This is a genomic window from Chryseobacterium sp. CT-SW4 (assembly GCF_048572715.1).
In the GTDB taxonomy this organism is placed as follows: Bacteria; Bacteroidota; Bacteroidia; order Flavobacteriales; family Weeksellaceae; genus Chryseobacterium.
Genome location: NZ_CP183840.1, coordinates 2,289,990 through 2,305,892, shown reverse-complemented (window position 1 = coordinate 2,305,892; position 15,903 = coordinate 2,289,990). Strand labels below are relative to the sequence as shown.

Genomic DNA, 15,903 nt, shown 5'->3' with positions numbered 1-15,903 from the left:
ATTCCAAGCGGTCTTTTTTTTATTTTTATAAAAAATTTGAATATGAAAAACGGGATCATTATAGCTTTGTTGATGATTTTTAGTTCTGTAAGATCACAGAGTTTTAAAGCCTATCAGTTTTATGATAAAAAAGGAAAAGCAGTAAAGACGGATAAATTGGTGAAAGAACTAGCGGACTATGATATCATTTTGTTTGGTGAGCTGCACAACAACTCCATTATACACTGGCTTCAGCTGAAAGTTACCCAGGCGCTATATGAAAAGAAAAACGGGCAGATTATACTGGGTGCTGAGATGTTTGAAAGAGATAACCAGGCGCAGTTATCCCAATACCTCAATGGCCATATTGAAAGTAAAAATCTGAAAGATTCTGTACGCCTCTGGAACAATTATGCTACGGATTATCAACCTTTAGTAGATTTTGCGAAAAACAAAAAACTGGATTTTATTGCTACAAATGTTCCGAGGAGATACGCTTCACAAACAGCTAAAGAAGGAATACAATCTTTAAATGCTTTAAGCGATAAAGATAAATCCTACATAGCCCGGTTGCCTGTAAATGTGACTTTGGACACTCCGGGTTATCCGGAAATGAAAGCCATGATGGGAGATCATGCGGAAGGAACAAAAGTTATGAATTTTATTTCTGCACAGGCAATTAAAGATGCTACCATGGCCGAATCTATTCTAAAAAATCGGAAGCCGGGAAAAACTTTTATTCATTATAATGGTAATTATCACAGCAAAGAATATGGAGGGATTTACTGGTATATCAAACAGAAAAATCCTGAGCTGAAAATAGCGGTAATTTCTGTGTTTGAATCAGATGACCCTGAATTAGATATTCCTGAAAAAGACTATTTCCCTACGGAGTTTAATCTGGTTGTTCCTTCTGATATGATTAAGACTTTTTAGTTTGAATGGTTTTCTATTATATGATTTTTCTCGCAGATTTAGCAGATTACGCAGATTTAGAATAGGCTTAAGTATTGTATTTTGGTATTTTTGATGAACTTATCGAAAATAAGATTTATAAAAATCTGCTAAATCTGAGAGATCAAAAAATTAAAACACAATATCTATCTTTGCAGTATATACAATGAAAATGAAAAAAATCTCCCTTTTATTACTCTTCGCCATAGGAATTATCAATGCACAAAAGCTTACCCCGAAAGAACTTTCCATCATTAATCAGGAAGATATCAATACAGCATTACCTATTTATCAGTCTACAGACTCCAACCAGCATAAAATACTGCTAAGTCTTTCCTCTGAAATTGATCCCACCGACCCCAATACCGCCACCTTGGTAAAAAGAATGAAACTCTCCCTTTTGTCTACCGATGGAGGAGTGGGAATCGCAGCCCCACAGGTTGGAATCAACAGAAAGATAGTCTGGGTCCAGCGTTTCGACAAAGAAGGACATCCTTTTGAATATTTTATTAATCCTGTCATTCTCTGGAGATCCGAATTACAGAATTTAGGACCGGAAGGAGACCTTTCTATTCCAGACTTCAGGGATCAGTTTTATAGAAGTAAAGCAATCCAGGTAGAGTATACAGATCTGAAAGGACAAAAATATAATGAAATGATAGAAGGCTTTACTGCTGTTATTTTTCAGCATGAAGTAGACCATCTTTTCGGAATACTTATCACCGACAAAAAAGAAAAAGAAAAAAACGATTCCTATTTGAAAGTAGATGCTTATCAGAAAGTAAAGTCAAAATAAAAAAGAGGAGCCTGTAAAATATACAAGCTCCTCTTTCATTATGAGAAAATAATATGTTTAATCGTTATTGGTTACCGATAGGGCAACTTCAATATTATTTCTTGTAGCGTTAGAGTAGGGACAAACCTGATGGGCTTTTTCTGTCAGCTCTTTTGCCTCTTCCAGTGATACTCCCGGAATATTCACTTTTAAATGTGCTGCCAGTCCGAAACCCGTATCGGTTTTTCCAATACTTACTTCTGCAGTGACCGTAGTTTCACCTGTTTTTATTTTTTCCGTATTGATCACTAAATTAAGGGCGCTGTCAAAACAAGCAGAATAGCCTGCTGCGAATAACATTTCCGGGTTCAGATAATCATCATTAGCTCCACCTAAAGCTTTAGGCATTCTTACTTCAATATCTAAAACTCCGTTTTCACTTTTTACATGTCCGTTTCTTCCACCTTTTGCCGTAGCATTGGTAGTGTATATTGTTTTCATATTTTATCTATTTTGTTCAGTATTTTTTGAACGATTTGTTTGAGTTCCAGCAGGTCCTCCTTTTCTATATCTATTTTTTTCTGAATGGCATTGGGGACCTCACAGGCATTTTCTTTCAATTCCCGGCCATTGGATGTCAGAAATATTTCGACTACCCTTTCATCTTCCTGTTTTCTCTTTCTTATAATAAATCCTTTGTTTTCAAGTCTTTTTAAAAGAGGAGTTAACGTACCACTGTCCAGGAGCAGCTTTTCCCCGATATGGCTTACGGTAAGACCATCATTTTCCCATAATACCATTAAAACCAGATACTGAGGATAAGTGATGTCCAATTTATCAAGGATAGGGCGGTAAAGACCTATGATCTCTTTTGCGATAGCATATAAGGGGAAGCAAATCTGATTATCCAGTTTTAAAGATTCTGATTTATTCATGGGAATGGAAAGTTTTGATTATTTTTTAATGATGAACTCCTCCATAGGAACACGTACTTTCTTCATGGAAGACAGCCAGTCATTTTTTTCATCTCTGTATCCAAGATAAAGGAGACTTACACTTTTTAATCCTAATTCGTTTAAATTAAGGATCTGGTCTACGACTTCATTGCTGAATCCTTCAGCAGGCGTACTGTCAATTCTAAGTTCTGCAGCCTCTGCCATAGCCAGTGCCAAAGCAATATAAGTCTGACGGGCAGTGTGTGCAAAATGCTCTTCGGGAGTCTGAGCACCATAGATCTCTTTAATCTTATCGGTATAGCTGCTGAAACGCCCTCTTGGAAGATCTCTTACATCGGTATGGTAGTCATATACCTTATCAATTTTCTCCGCTGAATAGCTGTCCCATGCGGCAAATACTAAAACGTGGGAGCAATCTCTCATTACTTCCGGGTTGAGTGCACCCTTTACCATTTCTTCCTTTAATTCCTGGTTTTCGACTACAATTACGCGGAATGGCTGTAAGCCTGATGAAGTAGGAGCCAGTCTGGCTGCTTCTAAAATTTTATTTAAATCTTCTTGTGAAACTTTTTTGGACGGATCATAAGCTTTTACAGCATGTCTCCAGTTTAAATCTTCTAATAATGACATTTTCTTTGTTTTTAGTTGATATTAAAAATGTGTAATTACAATGCAAATATACATAAAATTAAATTGTGTACAATATAATTTTGAAAAATATATAAGAGACTGCCATAAAAAAAGCACTTAGATAAGTGCTTATGCTTTAAACAGAGGTGTTTAGAAATAAAAACACGTCTGATTTTAATCTTTAAATCTAAGCTGTGCTTCAAAAACTTCGGTGAAATGTTTTCTGATTTTGTCTTTCACATCTTCCATTTCCTCAGCAGAAAGTTCTCTTTCCAGCTCTCTTTTCATGGAAGTTACCTGCTTATCCTGAATGCCGCAGGGGATGATATATTCAAAATATCTCATATCCGTATTTACATTCAAAGCAAAACCATGTAAAGTTACCCATCGGGAAGCTTTTACTCCCATAGCACATATTTTTCTGGCATAAGGTTTTCCAACATCCAGCCACACACCGGTTTCTCCTTTGGAGCGTTCCCCTTTTAATCCGTATTCTCCAATAGTCCTGATGATGACTTCTTCCAGATTTCTCATATAAAGATGGATATCCGTAAAAAAGTTTTCCAGATCCAAAATAGGGTAGCCTACGATCTGTCCGTATCCGTGATAGGTAATATCTCCACCACGGTTGGTTTTCACATAAGTAGCTTCAATTTCCTTCAGTTTTTCGCTTCCGGCAAGCATATTTTCTTCATGTCCGCTTTTTCCTAATGTGTATACATGGGGATGCTCCACGAAGAGCAGGTGGTTGGGAGTTATAATATGCTGGTCAGGAGAAAGGTCCCGGTTTTTGATTTTGGTATCTATAATATCTTTCATCAGCTTTTCCTGATAGTCCCACGCGGGCTGATATTCTTTTATTCCAAGATCTTCAAATTCTACTACTTTATTTTGAATTGTATTCATACCGTTTATTGATATACAAATTTAGTGAATTTTAGTCTTTTACGGAATTAATAAAATCTATAGCATTTTTTCTCCAATCTTTATTTTGTAAAAGAATATTGACAAAAGCTGTTCCTATAATTCCTCCGTCCGCTTTTTCCGTTACATTTTCAAAATCCTGCTTGGACTTGATCCCAAAACCGATCATTACCGGATTTTTTAAAGGAAGACTGGCGAGTCTGTTGAGGTATTCCTCATTTTTTAAGACCACATTTTCCTTTCCGGTAGTAGAAGAGGAACTTACTGCATACAAAAAACCAGAGCTTAATGAATCCAGATACTGTATTCGCTCAGTGGAAGTTTCAGGAGTTACAAGAAAGGTGAAGTTAAGGTTATATTGCTTTAAAACTTTCTGATAATTTTTTTCAAATTCAAGGGGTGGAAGATCAGGAATGATAAGCCCGGAAACACCGCTTTCAGAGCATTCCCTACAAAAGTTTTCAAACCCGAAGCTTAAAACAGGATTGATATATCCCATAAGAATAACCGGAATGTTAATTTCCTGCTTTACAGTTTTTAATTGTGAAAATAATGTTTCAATGGTCATTCCGTTGTTAAGGGCCAGCTCATGGGCTTTTTGAATAACGGGACCATCGGCTACAGGATCAGAGTAGGGCATTCCTATTTCCATCATATCAGCTCCGGCTTCCTGGATCAGTTTCATGATTTCAGGTGTGCTTTCCGGTTCGGGAACTCCAGCGGTAAAGTATATATTGAGTTTTTTCATTTTTTATTGTATTAATGTATGGGTGTAAAAAGTATTCATGATTTAATCATTACCCGTTACAGATTTTTAAGATAGGTTTCCATATCCTTATCTCCACGACCGCTCAGGCAGATGACTACAATGTCATCTTCCTTGAATTTCTTTTGATCCAGTACAGCCAGGGCATGGGCACTTTCAAGGGCCGGAATAATTCCTTCCAGCTTGGTAAGCTCAAAGGCTGCTTTCAAAGCTTCATCATCATTGATGCTGAAAAATTCTGCACGGTTTTCTTTAAATAAATGAGCATGGAAAGGCCCGATTCCCGGATAATCCAGACCGGCAGAAATGGAATGAGGCTCAATCACCTGTCCGTCCTGAGTCTGCATAACAAGGCTTTTACTTCCATGAAGTACTCCCAAAGTGCCTAAAAAAGTGGTTGCTGCAGACTTGCCGGAATTTACTCCCAGTCCACCGGCTTCGGCTGCAATAATCTTAACCTCCTTTTCATCTACGAAATGATAAAATGTTCCTGCTGCGTTACTTCCGCCCCCTACGCAGGCGATTACATAGTCCGGATTTTTTCTTCCGGTTTGTTCAAAAAGCTGTTCCCTTATTTCTTTGGAAATAACACTTTGAAATCTGGCTACCAGATCAGGAAAAGGATGAGGACCTACCACACTTCCGATCACATAATGAGTGGTTACAGGATTGTTGATCCAGTCTCTCAATGCTTCATTTACCGCATCTTTTAATGTTTTTGATCCTGATGTAGCCGCTACTACTTCAGCGCCAAGCATTTTCATTCTTGCGACATTCGGAGCCTGTCTCTGGATATCCACTTCTCCCATATATACGATGCACTCAAGACCCAGCAATGCACAGGCGGTAGCGGTTGCCACTCCATGCTGGCCGGCACCTGTTTCGGCAATGATCCTGGTTTTTCCAAGACGTTTGGCTAAAAGAACTTGCCCCAGGGCATTATTGATTTTATGGGCTCCCGTATGGTTGAGATCTTCTCTTTTTAAATAAACCTGAGTATTGTATTTTTCACTTAGGTTTTTAGAAAAATAAAGAGGGGTTGCACGTCCCACATAATTTTTCAACAGATTCTGATACTCATTCTGAAAATCTTCGGACTCTATGATCTTAAGATAATTTTCCTGCAATTCTTCGACGTTGGGATAAAGCATTTCAGGGATAAAAGCTCCTCCGAATTCCCCGTAATATCCATTTTCGTCAGGGTTTTTATAGTTCATTTTGTAATTTTTTTATTAAGGTCATACTGTTTCTATACTGCTGACTTTTAATTAAGTCATTCTGAAATAGCAGCTGTATTTTATTTGTTAAATTAATTAAAGTTACCAGATCCGGCTTGGAGTGGTATAAGGTAACCGCATATTCTAAATTATCAATTAAATAATAAGAATCAAATTTTTCATAGGAACAAAATACTTTGCAATAAGCTGCTCCCAGATCATAATTAATATTGGCTTTCACCTGAGTATCCAATACTTTATCTGCAATGCTAACCAGGTAATAGCTGTCCCACCCGTTGATATGGTCAAAAAAGTATTGAATATCCTTATCTGAAAAAGCTTTCAGGATATGAATAAATTCCCATACATTATTATTCTTCCCATTATCTTTATTGCCGTTGTTTTTAGTTATAAAACTGTGTAAACGTTCAACATTTTTGTTGGAGAACTGAGGTGGATACAAAGTATTATAAAATGAATTTTTCAATGATTTAATATTCATCAATTAGTTTTTATAGTTGAGATTTAAATAATTCTATTTTTTTTACATCCTTAATTCCCGGTTCTGTTTCAAACTTTGAATTAATGTCCAGGGCAAAAGGAAGTTGTGTAATTGTCTCCATATTTTTTATATTATCTTCAGAAATACCACCGCTTAAAAAATAGGGAAGAGGTATCTCCATCTCATTGAGTAAAGACCAGTCAAAATGTTTACCTGTTCCTCCATAGGCTTTACTGTCCGTATCAAAAAGAAGATAATCGACCTTATCTTTGATAGGATTAATTAAAGTAAGAAGATCTTTTTTTTGATGAACCGTAGTTTGTTGCCCGATTCTAATCACTTTAATAATTTTAATTTCAGGATTTAGTTTTTGTCTTAATTCTGAAATATAAGTTTCGCTTTCATCCCCATGAAGCTGGATATAATTGAGATTTGCTTTTTCAGAAAAATCAATGACTTTTTCGATGTCTTCATTGACAAAAACCCCGACTTTACCGTTATGGTTAACAGCAGCGATCTCTTCTAAACTTAGATGGTTGAGAACATATCTTGGTGACTTTTCATACAATATAAATCCTAAATAATCAGTATTCATACGGACAAGCTCCTGAACTTGGGAAATCCGGGTTAAGCCACATACCTTAAGATTGATTTTTTTCATATCCGCGTTCTGTTGGGTATTCATTGTTATTACTGCTTAATCATAGTGGAAATAAAATCTTCAAATGCTTTTCCGGGATTACTGTTTTTCATGAAGTATTCGCCCATTAAAAATCCATCAAATCCTTTTTCTTTTAAATAATGAAAATCTTCAATGCTGTAGATTCCGCTTTCTGCAATGGATAGGGTATCTTTTGGAAGTTGGTTCTTCAGCTGTACGGAATGCTGTAAGTCCACTTTAAAATCTTTTAAATTCCTGTTATTGATTCCTACTAAATCTATTCCTGCCCGATAATGTTGCAGTTCTTCTTCCGTATGAATTTCCAATAAAACTTCCAGACCAAGCTGATGCGCTAAATCGGTAAATTCAGAAACCTGAGCGGGAGAAAGACATGCCGCTATTAATAAAACAGCATCCGCACCTATGTTTTTAGCTTCATAAAACTGGTATTCATCTACCATGAAATCTTTTCTCAGAATAGGAATATTAATCTGCTCCCTCACCTTAAGAATATCTTCAAAGGAACCTCCGAAAAAATCTTGATCGGTAAGGATGGAAATTCCACTGGCCCCGAAATCCTGATAAGCAGAAGCTACTTCTAAGGGAGCTGCTTTATCGTTAATAATCCCTTTGGAAGGAGATTGTCTTTTAAACTCTGCAATAATTCCACTCTTATCTTTTATAGATTCTTTTAAAGATAAAGTTGCCCTGTTGAAAAATCTGGATTCCTGCAACTCTTTAGAAGTAATCTGAGTTTTAGAGAAAGCTACTTCTTCTTTTTTTCTTTCAATGATTTTATCCAGTATGGTCATAATTGTGCTTATATATATTTAAAAGATTGTTATTTTTTTATTGTTTATGCCGATGTTGCTCATTTTCAACTTTCCATCTTCGGACAGACTTTGTTTTTGTCATTTCGAACGAAACGCAGTGTAGTGAGAAATCTTCTTCTTCAACACCTAAAGATTCATCGTTCCGCTTCGCTCCACTCTGAATGACATTCTAACTTCTAATTCGAATTTCTTTATCTATTCATTAAACTTTCCATCCTCGACAGCTTTTGTTTTGTCATTTCGAACGAAACGCAGTGTAGTGAGAAATCTTTCTCTTTAACACCTAAAGATTCATCGTTCCGCTTCGCTCCACTCTGAATGACATTCGATTTCCAATTTGATCTTCTATTCATTAAACTTCCATCTTCGGACAGACTTTGTTTTTGTCATTTCGAACAGAACGCAGTGCAGTGAGAAATCCTCTATTCAGATTATACTCTTATCACTTCTCCGGTTCTGCTGTTAATCTCCTTTTAAACCCTTTATTCTATTGAGTCATTTAAAAATTCCCAATTAGGATTGAAATTATTAATTAAGTTTTCTTTTTTCATCCTTGAATATCCTTTAATTTGTTTTTCTCTTGCAATAGATAGTTCAATATCTTGAAAATGTTCATAATACACTAGATAAAAACAATTATATTTAAAAGTAAAATGATTACTTCCTGCTTCCGGATTTTTATGCCAATATAATCTTGATTTTAAATCATTAGTTACACCGGTATAGAGAACTGTTTTATTTTTATTGGTCAATATGTAAACATAATAATTATGAGTGCCTATTGTTTTCATTTATCATAAGTTTAAAAAGATTCATTACTAAGCTACGTTGCGTTCTGAATGACAATTGATTTCCAATTTGATCTTCTATATCTATTCACTAAACTTTCCATCCTCGACAGCTTTTGTTTCTGTCATTTCGAATGGAACGCAGTGTAGTGAGAAATCTTTCTCTTCAACACTTAAAGATTCATCGCTCCGCTTTGCTCCACTCTGAATGACATTCGATTTCCAATTTGATCTTCTATATCTATTCACTAAACTTTGCATTCTCGGGTAGCTTTTGTTTTTGTCATTTCGAATGGAACGCAGTGTAGTGAGAAATCTTTCTCTCTTAAAATACTTAAAGATTCATCACTTCGCTACGCTGCGTTCTGAATGACAATTGATTTCCAATTTGCTCTTCTATATCTATTCACTAAACTTTCCATCTTCGACAGTTTTTGTTTTTGTCATTTCGAATGGAACGCAGTGTAGTGAGAAATCTTTCTCTTTAACACCTAAAGATTCATCGCTCCACTCTGAATGACATCCGCGAATGATCAAAATAATCTTTTATTTCCTAATCAATTCCAGACTTCTCAGTGCCTTCCCACTTTCCAGGCTATCTTTTGCCAACAATAAAGACTCCTCATAACTTCCATATTTCCCCGTATGGTAAAGGGTAACAGCAGCATTAGCCAATACCACTGAATTTTGCTGCTCAGTTCCTTTTCCTTCTAAAATATCCATGAATATCTTTGCAGATTCTTTCGGACTGGCGCCACCTTTAATACTTTCCGGAGTAACCGCTTTAAATCCTAAATCTTCAGCAGAATAAATGTTTTCCCCACTTTTAGAAATCACTTTACTGTCCTGGGTTAAGCTGATTTCGTCGTACCCATCCAGTCCATGAACTAAAATAAAATCCCGTTGATCTTTTTGTAACAGATATTGATAAATTCTGGCTATTTCGAGATTGTATACTCCGATAACTGAAAATTGGGGTTTAGCAGGATTTACCAGAGGACCTAATAAATTAAAGAAAGTTCTTAATCCTAAAGCTTTTCGCAGTGCTCCCACAGATTTGAGGGCCGGATGAAAATAAGGAGCATGAAGAAAACAGATATTTGCTTTTTCCAAGTTTTCATTAAGCAGATCGGAATTTTCAGAAAACTGATAGCCTAATTCTTCCATTACATTGGAAGAACCCGTAATTGTTGAAGCTCCGTAATTTCCGTGTTTGGTCACTTTTTGTCCGGCTCCCGCTACCACAAAACATGCCAGTGTGGAAATATTAATGGTATTTTTCCCGTCACCGCCGGTTCCTACGATGTCAACCGTTTCATGAGTATGGAGATTTACGGGAATAGCCATTTGAAGGAGTGCTTCCCGGAAGCCTTCCAGTTCATCAAGGGTTATATTACGCATCAGGAAAATGCTTATAAAAGAAGCAACTTCCGTAGTATTGAATTTATTTTGAGCTATTTCGATCATAATAGCTTTAGCCTCAGATTTGGATAAAGTATTTTGATTAAATAGATATTGCAGAATTTCTTTCATTTGTGAAATTTTTGGTCGGATTAATTAAGTAAAAAGTTTCTTATAATAGCTTCGCCATCCGGAGTTAGAATACTTTCAGGATGAAACTGTACACCATGAACATCATAAGTTGTATGTTGCAATGCCATGATCATTCCGTCTTTGTCCACTGCCGTTATTTCCAGTTCAGCGGGGAAGTCTTTTGGGTTTACCGCCCAGCTGTGGTATCTTCCGACTTCTAATGTACACGGTAAATTTTTGAAAAGCTTGGTGTTCTCTTTTACAAGGTCAGCCGAAGTGGCAACCCCATGAAAAATTTCGGATAAGTTGATTAAACTACCTCCAAAAGCTTCAGCAATAGCCTGCTGTCCAAGGCAGACACCTAAAATACTTTTTGTAGGAGCATATTTTTTAATGACCTCTAAAAGTATTCCCGCTTCTTCCGGAATCCCCGGGCCGGGAGAAAGAACGATTTTATCATATTTTTCAATTTCTTCCAATGTAATTTCATTATTCCGGAATACATCTACTTTTTCATTCAGTATTTTTTCGATGATCTGAACAAGATTGTAGGTGAAGCTATCGTAATTGTCAAAAACAAGTGTTTTCATAATATATGGTATAAATTAAGGAACAGAAATTATCTGATCGTGGTTGCCTTTTGAACGGCTTTCTTAAGGGCGTTCAGTTTATTATTTACTTCCTGGAGTTCGCTTTCCGGGTTGGATTTCGCTACGAGTCCTGCACCGGCCTGATAATAAAGCGTATTGTTTTTGCTTAGGAATGTTCTGATCATAATGGCCTGGTTGCAGTCTCCGTTTAAGCCTACAATTCCGATACATCCTCCATAATATCCCCTGGAATCTTTTTCATATTGATTGATGAGTTCCAAAGCTCTGTATTTGGGAGCTCCGCTTAAAGTACCTTGGGGGAAAGTGGCAGATACCATTTCGAAGGGATTGGTTTCAGCCGGTAATTCTGCTGTCACCTCGCTTACCATATGGATAACGTGTGAGAAAAGCTGAATTTCCTTAAGCTTGGTAACACTTACATTTTTACCCAGTTTTCCCAGATCATTCCGGGCAAGATCTACCAGCATGGTATGTTCTGCATTTTCTTTAGGATCATTTTTTAATTCTTCGATAGACTGCAGGTCGGTTTCCAGATGTCCGGTTCTTTTAAACGTTCCCGCAATAGGATGGATAATGGCTTTGTTATCCTTTATAATAAGCTGGCTTTCTGGACTTGAGCCGAACAGTTTGTAATTTCCGTAATCAAAAAAGAAAAGATAGGGGGAGGGGTTGATATTTCTTAAGGCCCTGTATACATTAAATTCATCACCCTGGAATTTCTGCTCGAATCTTCTGCTGAGAACGAGCTGAAAAACGTCACCTCTCATACAGTGTTTCTGGGCGGTTTTTACCAATTCTATATAATCCTCATCTGTAATATTGGAACTTTCTTCATCCTTGGTTTCAAAAGGATAAACTACGGAACTTTTATTTTGAATTAAATTTTCAAGAGTATGCAGTTCGGACTTTAATCCGTCAATCTGATTCTCAATAATATGCATTTCGTCATTATAATGGTTTATGGCGATAACATATTGATAAAGCCGGTAGCGGAGAATAGGGATTTCCACTTCTTTACTCTGCGGTTTGAACTTTATATTTTCAAAAAACTGAACCGCTTCAAAGCTGGTATATCCAAACAGGCTCTGGGCTACTTCTTCTACCGAGTCATGGGGCTTATTGGTTACAAATACTTTGGAGAACTGCTGGAGAAGATTAGGGATTTTATAATCTCCGATAGCTTGTTTAACAGGCTCTTCATTAGGAAATTTTACTTCAAATTCATTCAGGGTTTTAATTTCAATTCCGGCTACGGCATTGATTGCTATAAAAGAGAAGTTATTATCAATATTTTTAGAATCTGAACTTTCCAGTAGGATGGTATCCCTGAATTTGTCCCTGATCTGCAAATAGATATTCATCGGGGTTTGAAGATCACCCAGTGTTTTTTTCGATGAGGTTTTTATGATAATTTTTTTAGTGAACATTATTTTGTTTTTATTTTTTTGACATAAAAAAAGACTTCAACGGGTTTCGTCAAAGTCTTTTGTATATTTTGATATTATTATTTCAGCTGTAAATTAGCAATAAGATAATAGCTTCAGACCCGACGAAGAGTTTGAATGCCACCACCAATTTCTATTATTGTTTGAATTAAACATGGGACAAATGTAAATAAATTTTTTAATACACCAAGACAAAAAAATAAAAATTTCTCCGATTGATATTTTAAATCGATTTTTGAATATTATGATTTTTATTTGATTTATCTACGGAAGGTAATTGTTTTGTTAATTCCGTTAAAAGAAAAAGTGAATTTTTTTAATCAAAAGATGATTTATTTTTTCTTCTGTTATCTGTTCTGAAATAGCAAAATAGGGTTGAGATAAAAATAGATGGAGGATTACCCGGCTTTGAAAATTTATTTTTTATATTTTTGCTTCAAATTTTAAGAAAAAATGAGAAAAGTATTAGCATTAGCATTTATCGGAAGTTTATTCGTGGTTAACTGTTCTAAAAAACCAGATCATTCATTACAAGACAGCAATACGATGCTGGAAGAACCGGATGCTCCTACGGTGGTGGACTCTGCAGCTACAAAAACAGCTGATACTGCTCCGGCTGTTACAGCAACTCCAACTGATTCTACAGCTCAGAAATAATGAAAAAGTTATTTTTAACGGGATGTTTAGGGCTTTTAATCATTTCCTGTTCAAAAAAAGAAACTGCGGCTACAGATACGGGGGCTTCGTCGGTAACGGAATCTTCCACACCTGCCGCTTCTGCCAACCTTACAGGAGATCAGATTATTGAAACATTGGATTGTATGGCTTGTCATACTACCAATGAAAAAATGATAGGACCTTCCTATCAGGAAATCGCCGATAAGTATTCTGAAAAAGATATAGAATTGCTGGCTTCCAAAATTATAGATGGAGGAAGTGGAGTATGGGGAAGCGTACCTATGCAGCCTCACCCTCAGGTATCCAGAGAAGATGCAAAAAAAATGGTGGAATATATTCTGACGTTGAAAAAAACGCAATAAGTTCCTCCGGATAAAAATAGAAAGTCTTACCATTTGGTGAGACTTTTTTATTTTATAAACTCAATAATAGATTATCAATATTTTTATGCTAATGTCTGAGTTTTTTTATTGCTAATATTTAATGATAATAATAAGGCATATTTTTAACGGAAAATTTTATAAATATTCACTAAATTTGTACGCTTTTAGAAAAATAAGAAATGCAATTATCAGAACAGGAAATAATTAGAAGAGAAAAGCTTACGAAGCTTACCGAAATGGGAATTAATGCATTCCCGGCGGATGAATACGAAATCACAGATACTACAGAATCTATAAAACAGAATTTTTCTGAAAATAAAAAGGTAAAGATTGCAGGTAGGCTGATGTCTCGAAGAATCCAGGGAAAAGCTTCTTTTGCGGAATTGCAGGATTCTAAAGGTAAAATACAGGTATATTTTAACAGGGATGAAATCTGTACAGGTGAAGATAAAACTTTATATAATGAAGTTTATAAGCACCTTTTGGATATAGGAGATATTATCGGTATCGAAGGAGAATTATTCAAAACCCAGGTGGGAGAGATGACAGTAATGGTTAAAAACTTTACGCTTTTAACCAAATCATTACGTCCGCTTCCCCAGCCCAGAACCGATGAAAACGGAGTGGTGCATGACGGATTTACAGATCCTGAGCTGAGATACAGACAGCGTTATGTAGATCTGACCGTAAATCCACATGTAAAAGAAGTCTTTATCAAAAGAACGAAACTCTTCAATGCGATGAGGAATTTCTTCAATGATGCCGGATATTTTGAGGTGGAAACTCCTGTTTTACAATCTATTCCGGGAGGAGCTGCGGCAAGACCGTTCATTACCCATCACAATGCATTGGATATCCCGTTATATTTAAGAATTGCTAACGAATTATATCTGAAAAGACTGATCGTAGGAGGATTTGACGGAGTTTATGAATTTTCTAAAAACTTCAGAAATGAAGGGATGGACAGAACCCACAACCCTGAATTTACAGTGATGGAAATCTATGTGGCCTATAAAGACTACAACTGGATGATGAACTTCACAGAAAGATTGATTGAACACTGTGCGATTCAGGTAAACGGAACTACCAAAGCGAAGTTCGGAGATCAGGAAGTTGATTTCAAAGCTCCTTTTGAAAGAATTTCTATGACCGATGCCATCAAAAAATTCACAGGCTTTGATATCACAGGTAAATCTGAACAGGAATTATACGACTTTGCCAAATCTATCGGTATTGAAGTAGATGATACGATGGGTAAAGGAAAATTAATTGATGAGATCTTTGGTGAAAAATGCGAAGGGAACTTCATTCAGCCGACATTCATTACGGATTATCCTGTTGAGATGTCCCCCCTTACCAAAAAGCACAGAAGTAAAGAAGGACTTACAGAACGTTTTGAATTAATGGTTTGCGGTAAGGAAATTGCGAATGCTTATTCGGAGTTAAATGATCCTATCGATCAGAGAGAACGTTTTGAAGACCAGCTGAAGTTATCGGAAAAAGGAGATGATGAAGCCATGTTCATTGATCAGGATTTCTTAAGGGCACTGGAATACGGTATGCCTCCAACTTCCGGACTCGGAATAGGAATGGACCGATTAACCATGTTCTTAACCAATAATGAATCCATTCAGGAAGTATTGTTCTTCCCGCAAATGAGACCAGAAAAGCAGGTACCTCAAATTGAATTAGGAGAAGATGAAAAAGTGATCCTTGAGATCCTTGGTTCGCAGGAAGATCCTTTTGCCTTGTCAGAAGTAAAAGAAAGAAGCCAGTTATCCGGAAAAAAATGGGATAAAGCGACTAAAAACTTAACCAAAAATAATCTGATACAGGTAGAAAAGATTGATGAAAATCTTTTGATGAAATTAGTATAAGATTATAAAATATAAAATTAAACCTCCCGGAATATTTACTCCGGGAGGTTTTTTTATACAGTTGTTTTTGATATATTAATAGTATTTTGTGGTTATGAATAAAAACTAGAAAATTAATTTCTGAATTAGAATAAAGATGAATATATTTATTGTTGTTGTTGTGTTTTTAAGGTAATTTATCTAAATGGATATTGTTTTTAAGAAAATTGATGAATCTAAACTGTTTTTTTAATTTTATGATTATCAATAATGTAAATCCTTAATAAAGGAAGCTAGTCATTAATAGTTCGAATAGTAATAATCCGGAATTAATGTTGTATATCTCAAATTGATTAAATGCAATTCGCTGAAAAACAGATGTTTATTTTTATTACTTATTTATTTTAAATTA

Annotated in this window: 18 protein-coding genes; 5 read left to right on the top strand and 13 right to left on the bottom strand. The window is 35.9% G+C overall.

From position 1 onward, the window contains the following. Positions 1-42 precede the first annotated feature (42 nt). Complete coding sequence (locus ABJ974_RS10380; protein WP_419868179.1) at positions 43-915, top strand: ChaN family lipoprotein; 873 nt, start codon at positions 43-45, stop codon at positions 913-915. 190 nt (positions 916-1,105) lie between these two features. Beyond that, positions 1,106-1,729, top strand: a complete 624-nt coding sequence (locus ABJ974_RS10375) for a peptide deformylase (RefSeq protein WP_419868178.1) — start codon at positions 1,106-1,108, stop codon at positions 1,727-1,729. Between the two features lie 57 nt (positions 1,730-1,786). Here the strand turns inward: ABJ974_RS10375 and ABJ974_RS10370 are convergent, their stop codons facing one another. From ABJ974_RS10370 to ABJ974_RS10310, 13 genes are all read right to left on the bottom strand, one after another. Then, positions 1,787-2,209 (bottom strand): organic hydroperoxide resistance protein, encoded by a 423-nt coding sequence (locus ABJ974_RS10370; RefSeq protein WP_419868177.1) that lies wholly within the window; start codon positions 2,207-2,209, stop codon positions 1,787-1,789. Continuing rightward, on the bottom strand, positions 2,206-2,643 hold the full coding sequence (locus ABJ974_RS10365; RefSeq protein WP_419868176.1) for a MarR family winged helix-turn-helix transcriptional regulator: 438 nt from the start codon (positions 2,641-2,643) through the stop codon (positions 2,206-2,208). Before ABJ974_RS10365 ends, ABJ974_RS10370 begins: the two co-directional genes overlap by 4 nt. A gap of 18 nt (positions 2,644-2,661) precedes the next feature. Next, the gene (locus tag ABJ974_RS10360) at positions 2,662-3,294 is read right to left on the bottom strand and encodes a nitroreductase family protein (protein WP_419868175.1); all 633 of its coding nucleotides are present in this window, start codon (positions 3,292-3,294) and stop codon (positions 2,662-2,664) included. 174 nt (positions 3,295-3,468) lie between these two features. Further along, positions 3,469-4,200 (bottom strand): lipoyl(octanoyl) transferase LipB, encoded by a 732-nt coding sequence (gene lipB, locus ABJ974_RS10355; protein ID WP_419868174.1) that lies wholly within the window; start codon positions 4,198-4,200, stop codon positions 3,469-3,471. Between the two features lie 31 nt (positions 4,201-4,231). Beyond that, positions 4,232-4,966, bottom strand: a complete 735-nt coding sequence (trpA, locus tag ABJ974_RS10350) for a tryptophan synthase subunit alpha (RefSeq protein ID WP_419868173.1) — start codon at positions 4,964-4,966, stop codon at positions 4,232-4,234. 56 nt (positions 4,967-5,022) lie between these two features. Continuing rightward, on the bottom strand, positions 5,023-6,201 hold the full coding sequence (trpB, locus tag ABJ974_RS10345; RefSeq protein ID WP_419868172.1) for a tryptophan synthase subunit beta: 1,179 nt from the start codon (positions 6,199-6,201) through the stop codon (positions 5,023-5,025). Then, positions 6,191-6,703, bottom strand: coding sequence for a hypothetical protein (locus tag ABJ974_RS10340; protein ID WP_419868171.1), 513 nt, complete (start codon positions 6,701-6,703; stop codon positions 6,191-6,193). Before ABJ974_RS10340 ends, trpB begins: the two co-directional genes overlap by 11 nt. Before the next feature lie 10 nt (positions 6,704-6,713). Further along, a complete protein-coding gene (locus ABJ974_RS10335; protein ID WP_419868170.1) occupies positions 6,714-7,388 on the bottom strand; it encodes a phosphoribosylanthranilate isomerase in 675 nt (224 codons plus the stop codon). A gap of 5 nt (positions 7,389-7,393) precedes the next feature. Beyond that, a complete protein-coding gene (trpC, locus tag ABJ974_RS10330) occupies positions 7,394-8,176 on the bottom strand; it encodes an indole-3-glycerol phosphate synthase TrpC (RefSeq protein ID WP_419868169.1) in 783 nt (260 codons plus the stop codon). A gap of 503 nt (positions 8,177-8,679) precedes the next feature. After that, the gene (locus ABJ974_RS10325; RefSeq protein WP_419868168.1) at positions 8,680-8,988 is read right to left on the bottom strand and encodes a GIY-YIG nuclease family protein; all 309 of its coding nucleotides are present in this window, start codon (positions 8,986-8,988) and stop codon (positions 8,680-8,682) included. A gap of 543 nt (positions 8,989-9,531) precedes the next feature. Continuing rightward, positions 9,532-10,518 carry an anthranilate phosphoribosyltransferase gene (gene trpD / locus ABJ974_RS10320; RefSeq protein ID WP_419868167.1) on the bottom strand — a complete coding sequence of 329 codons (987 nt, stop codon included), beginning with the start codon at positions 10,516-10,518 and terminating at the stop codon, positions 9,532-9,534. 20 nt (positions 10,519-10,538) lie between these two features. Further along, entirely contained in the window at positions 10,539-11,108 is a 570-nt protein-coding gene (locus ABJ974_RS10315) for an anthranilate synthase component II (RefSeq protein ID WP_419868166.1), read from the bottom strand. A gap of 29 nt (positions 11,109-11,137) precedes the next feature. After that, positions 11,138-12,556 (bottom strand): anthranilate synthase component I family protein, encoded by a 1,419-nt coding sequence (locus ABJ974_RS10310; protein ID WP_419868165.1) that lies wholly within the window; start codon positions 12,554-12,556, stop codon positions 11,138-11,140. Between the two features lie 471 nt (positions 12,557-13,027). Here ABJ974_RS10310 and ABJ974_RS10305 point away from each other — a divergent pair, with 471 nt between their 5' ends. From ABJ974_RS10305 to lysS, 3 genes are all read left to right on the top strand, one after another. Next, positions 13,028-13,231: a hypothetical protein gene (locus ABJ974_RS10305; protein ID WP_419868164.1), complete on the top strand. Its 204-nt coding sequence runs from the start codon at positions 13,028-13,030 to the stop codon at positions 13,229-13,231. Further along, positions 13,231-13,614, top strand: a complete 384-nt coding sequence (locus ABJ974_RS10300) for a c-type cytochrome (RefSeq protein WP_419868163.1) — start codon at positions 13,231-13,233, stop codon at positions 13,612-13,614. Before ABJ974_RS10305 ends, ABJ974_RS10300 begins: the two co-directional genes overlap by 1 nt. A 200-nt stretch (positions 13,615-13,814) precedes the next feature. Beyond that, the gene (lysS, locus tag ABJ974_RS10295; protein WP_419868162.1) at positions 13,815-15,512 is read left to right on the top strand and encodes a lysine--tRNA ligase; all 1,698 of its coding nucleotides are present in this window, start codon (positions 13,815-13,817) and stop codon (positions 15,510-15,512) included. Positions 15,513-15,903: the final 391 nt, after the last annotated feature.

Coding starts and splice junctions, on each gene's coding strand:
- ABJ974_RS10380 (WP_419868179.1), top strand. CDS start 43: ATGAAAAACGGGATCATTATAGCTTTGTTGATGATTTTTAGTTCTGTA.
- ABJ974_RS10375 (WP_419868178.1), top strand. CDS start 1,106: ATGAAAAAAATCTCCCTTTTATTACTCTTCGCCATAGGAATTATCAAT.
- ABJ974_RS10370 (WP_419868177.1), bottom strand. CDS start 2,209: ATGAAAACAATATACACTACCAATGCTACGGCAAAAGGTGGAAGAAAC.
- ABJ974_RS10365 (WP_419868176.1), bottom strand. CDS start 2,643: ATGAATAAATCAGAATCTTTAAAACTGGATAATCAGATTTGCTTCCCC.
- ABJ974_RS10360 (WP_419868175.1), bottom strand. CDS start 3,294: ATGTCATTATTAGAAGATTTAAACTGGAGACATGCTGTAAAAGCTTAT.
- lipB (WP_419868174.1), bottom strand. CDS start 4,200: ATGAATACAATTCAAAATAAAGTAGTAGAATTTGAAGATCTTGGAATA.
- trpA (WP_419868173.1), bottom strand. CDS start 4,966: ATGAAAAAACTCAATATATACTTTACCGCTGGAGTTCCCGAACCGGAA.
- trpB (WP_419868172.1), bottom strand. CDS start 6,201: ATGAACTATAAAAACCCTGACGAAAATGGATATTACGGGGAATTCGGA.
- ABJ974_RS10340 (WP_419868171.1), bottom strand. CDS start 6,703: ATGAATATTAAATCATTGAAAAATTCATTTTATAATACTTTGTATCCA.
- ABJ974_RS10335 (WP_419868170.1), bottom strand. CDS start 7,388: ATGAATACCCAACAGAACGCGGATATGAAAAAAATCAATCTTAAGGTA.
- trpC (WP_419868169.1), bottom strand. CDS start 8,176: ATGACCATACTGGATAAAATCATTGAAAGAAAAAAAGAAGAAGTAGCT.
- ABJ974_RS10325 (WP_419868168.1), bottom strand. CDS start 8,988: ATGAAAACAATAGGCACTCATAATTATTATGTTTACATATTGACCAAT.
- trpD (WP_419868167.1), bottom strand. CDS start 10,518: ATGAAAGAAATTCTGCAATATCTATTTAATCAAAATACTTTATCCAAA.
- ABJ974_RS10315 (WP_419868166.1), bottom strand. CDS start 11,108: ATGAAAACACTTGTTTTTGACAATTACGATAGCTTCACCTACAATCTT.
- ABJ974_RS10310 (WP_419868165.1), bottom strand. CDS start 12,556: ATGTTCACTAAAAAAATTATCATAAAAACCTCATCGAAAAAAACACTG.
- ABJ974_RS10305 (WP_419868164.1), top strand. CDS start 13,028: ATGAGAAAAGTATTAGCATTAGCATTTATCGGAAGTTTATTCGTGGTT.
- ABJ974_RS10300 (WP_419868163.1), top strand. CDS start 13,231: ATGAAAAAGTTATTTTTAACGGGATGTTTAGGGCTTTTAATCATTTCC.
- lysS (WP_419868162.1), top strand. CDS start 13,815: ATGCAATTATCAGAACAGGAAATAATTAGAAGAGAAAAGCTTACGAAG.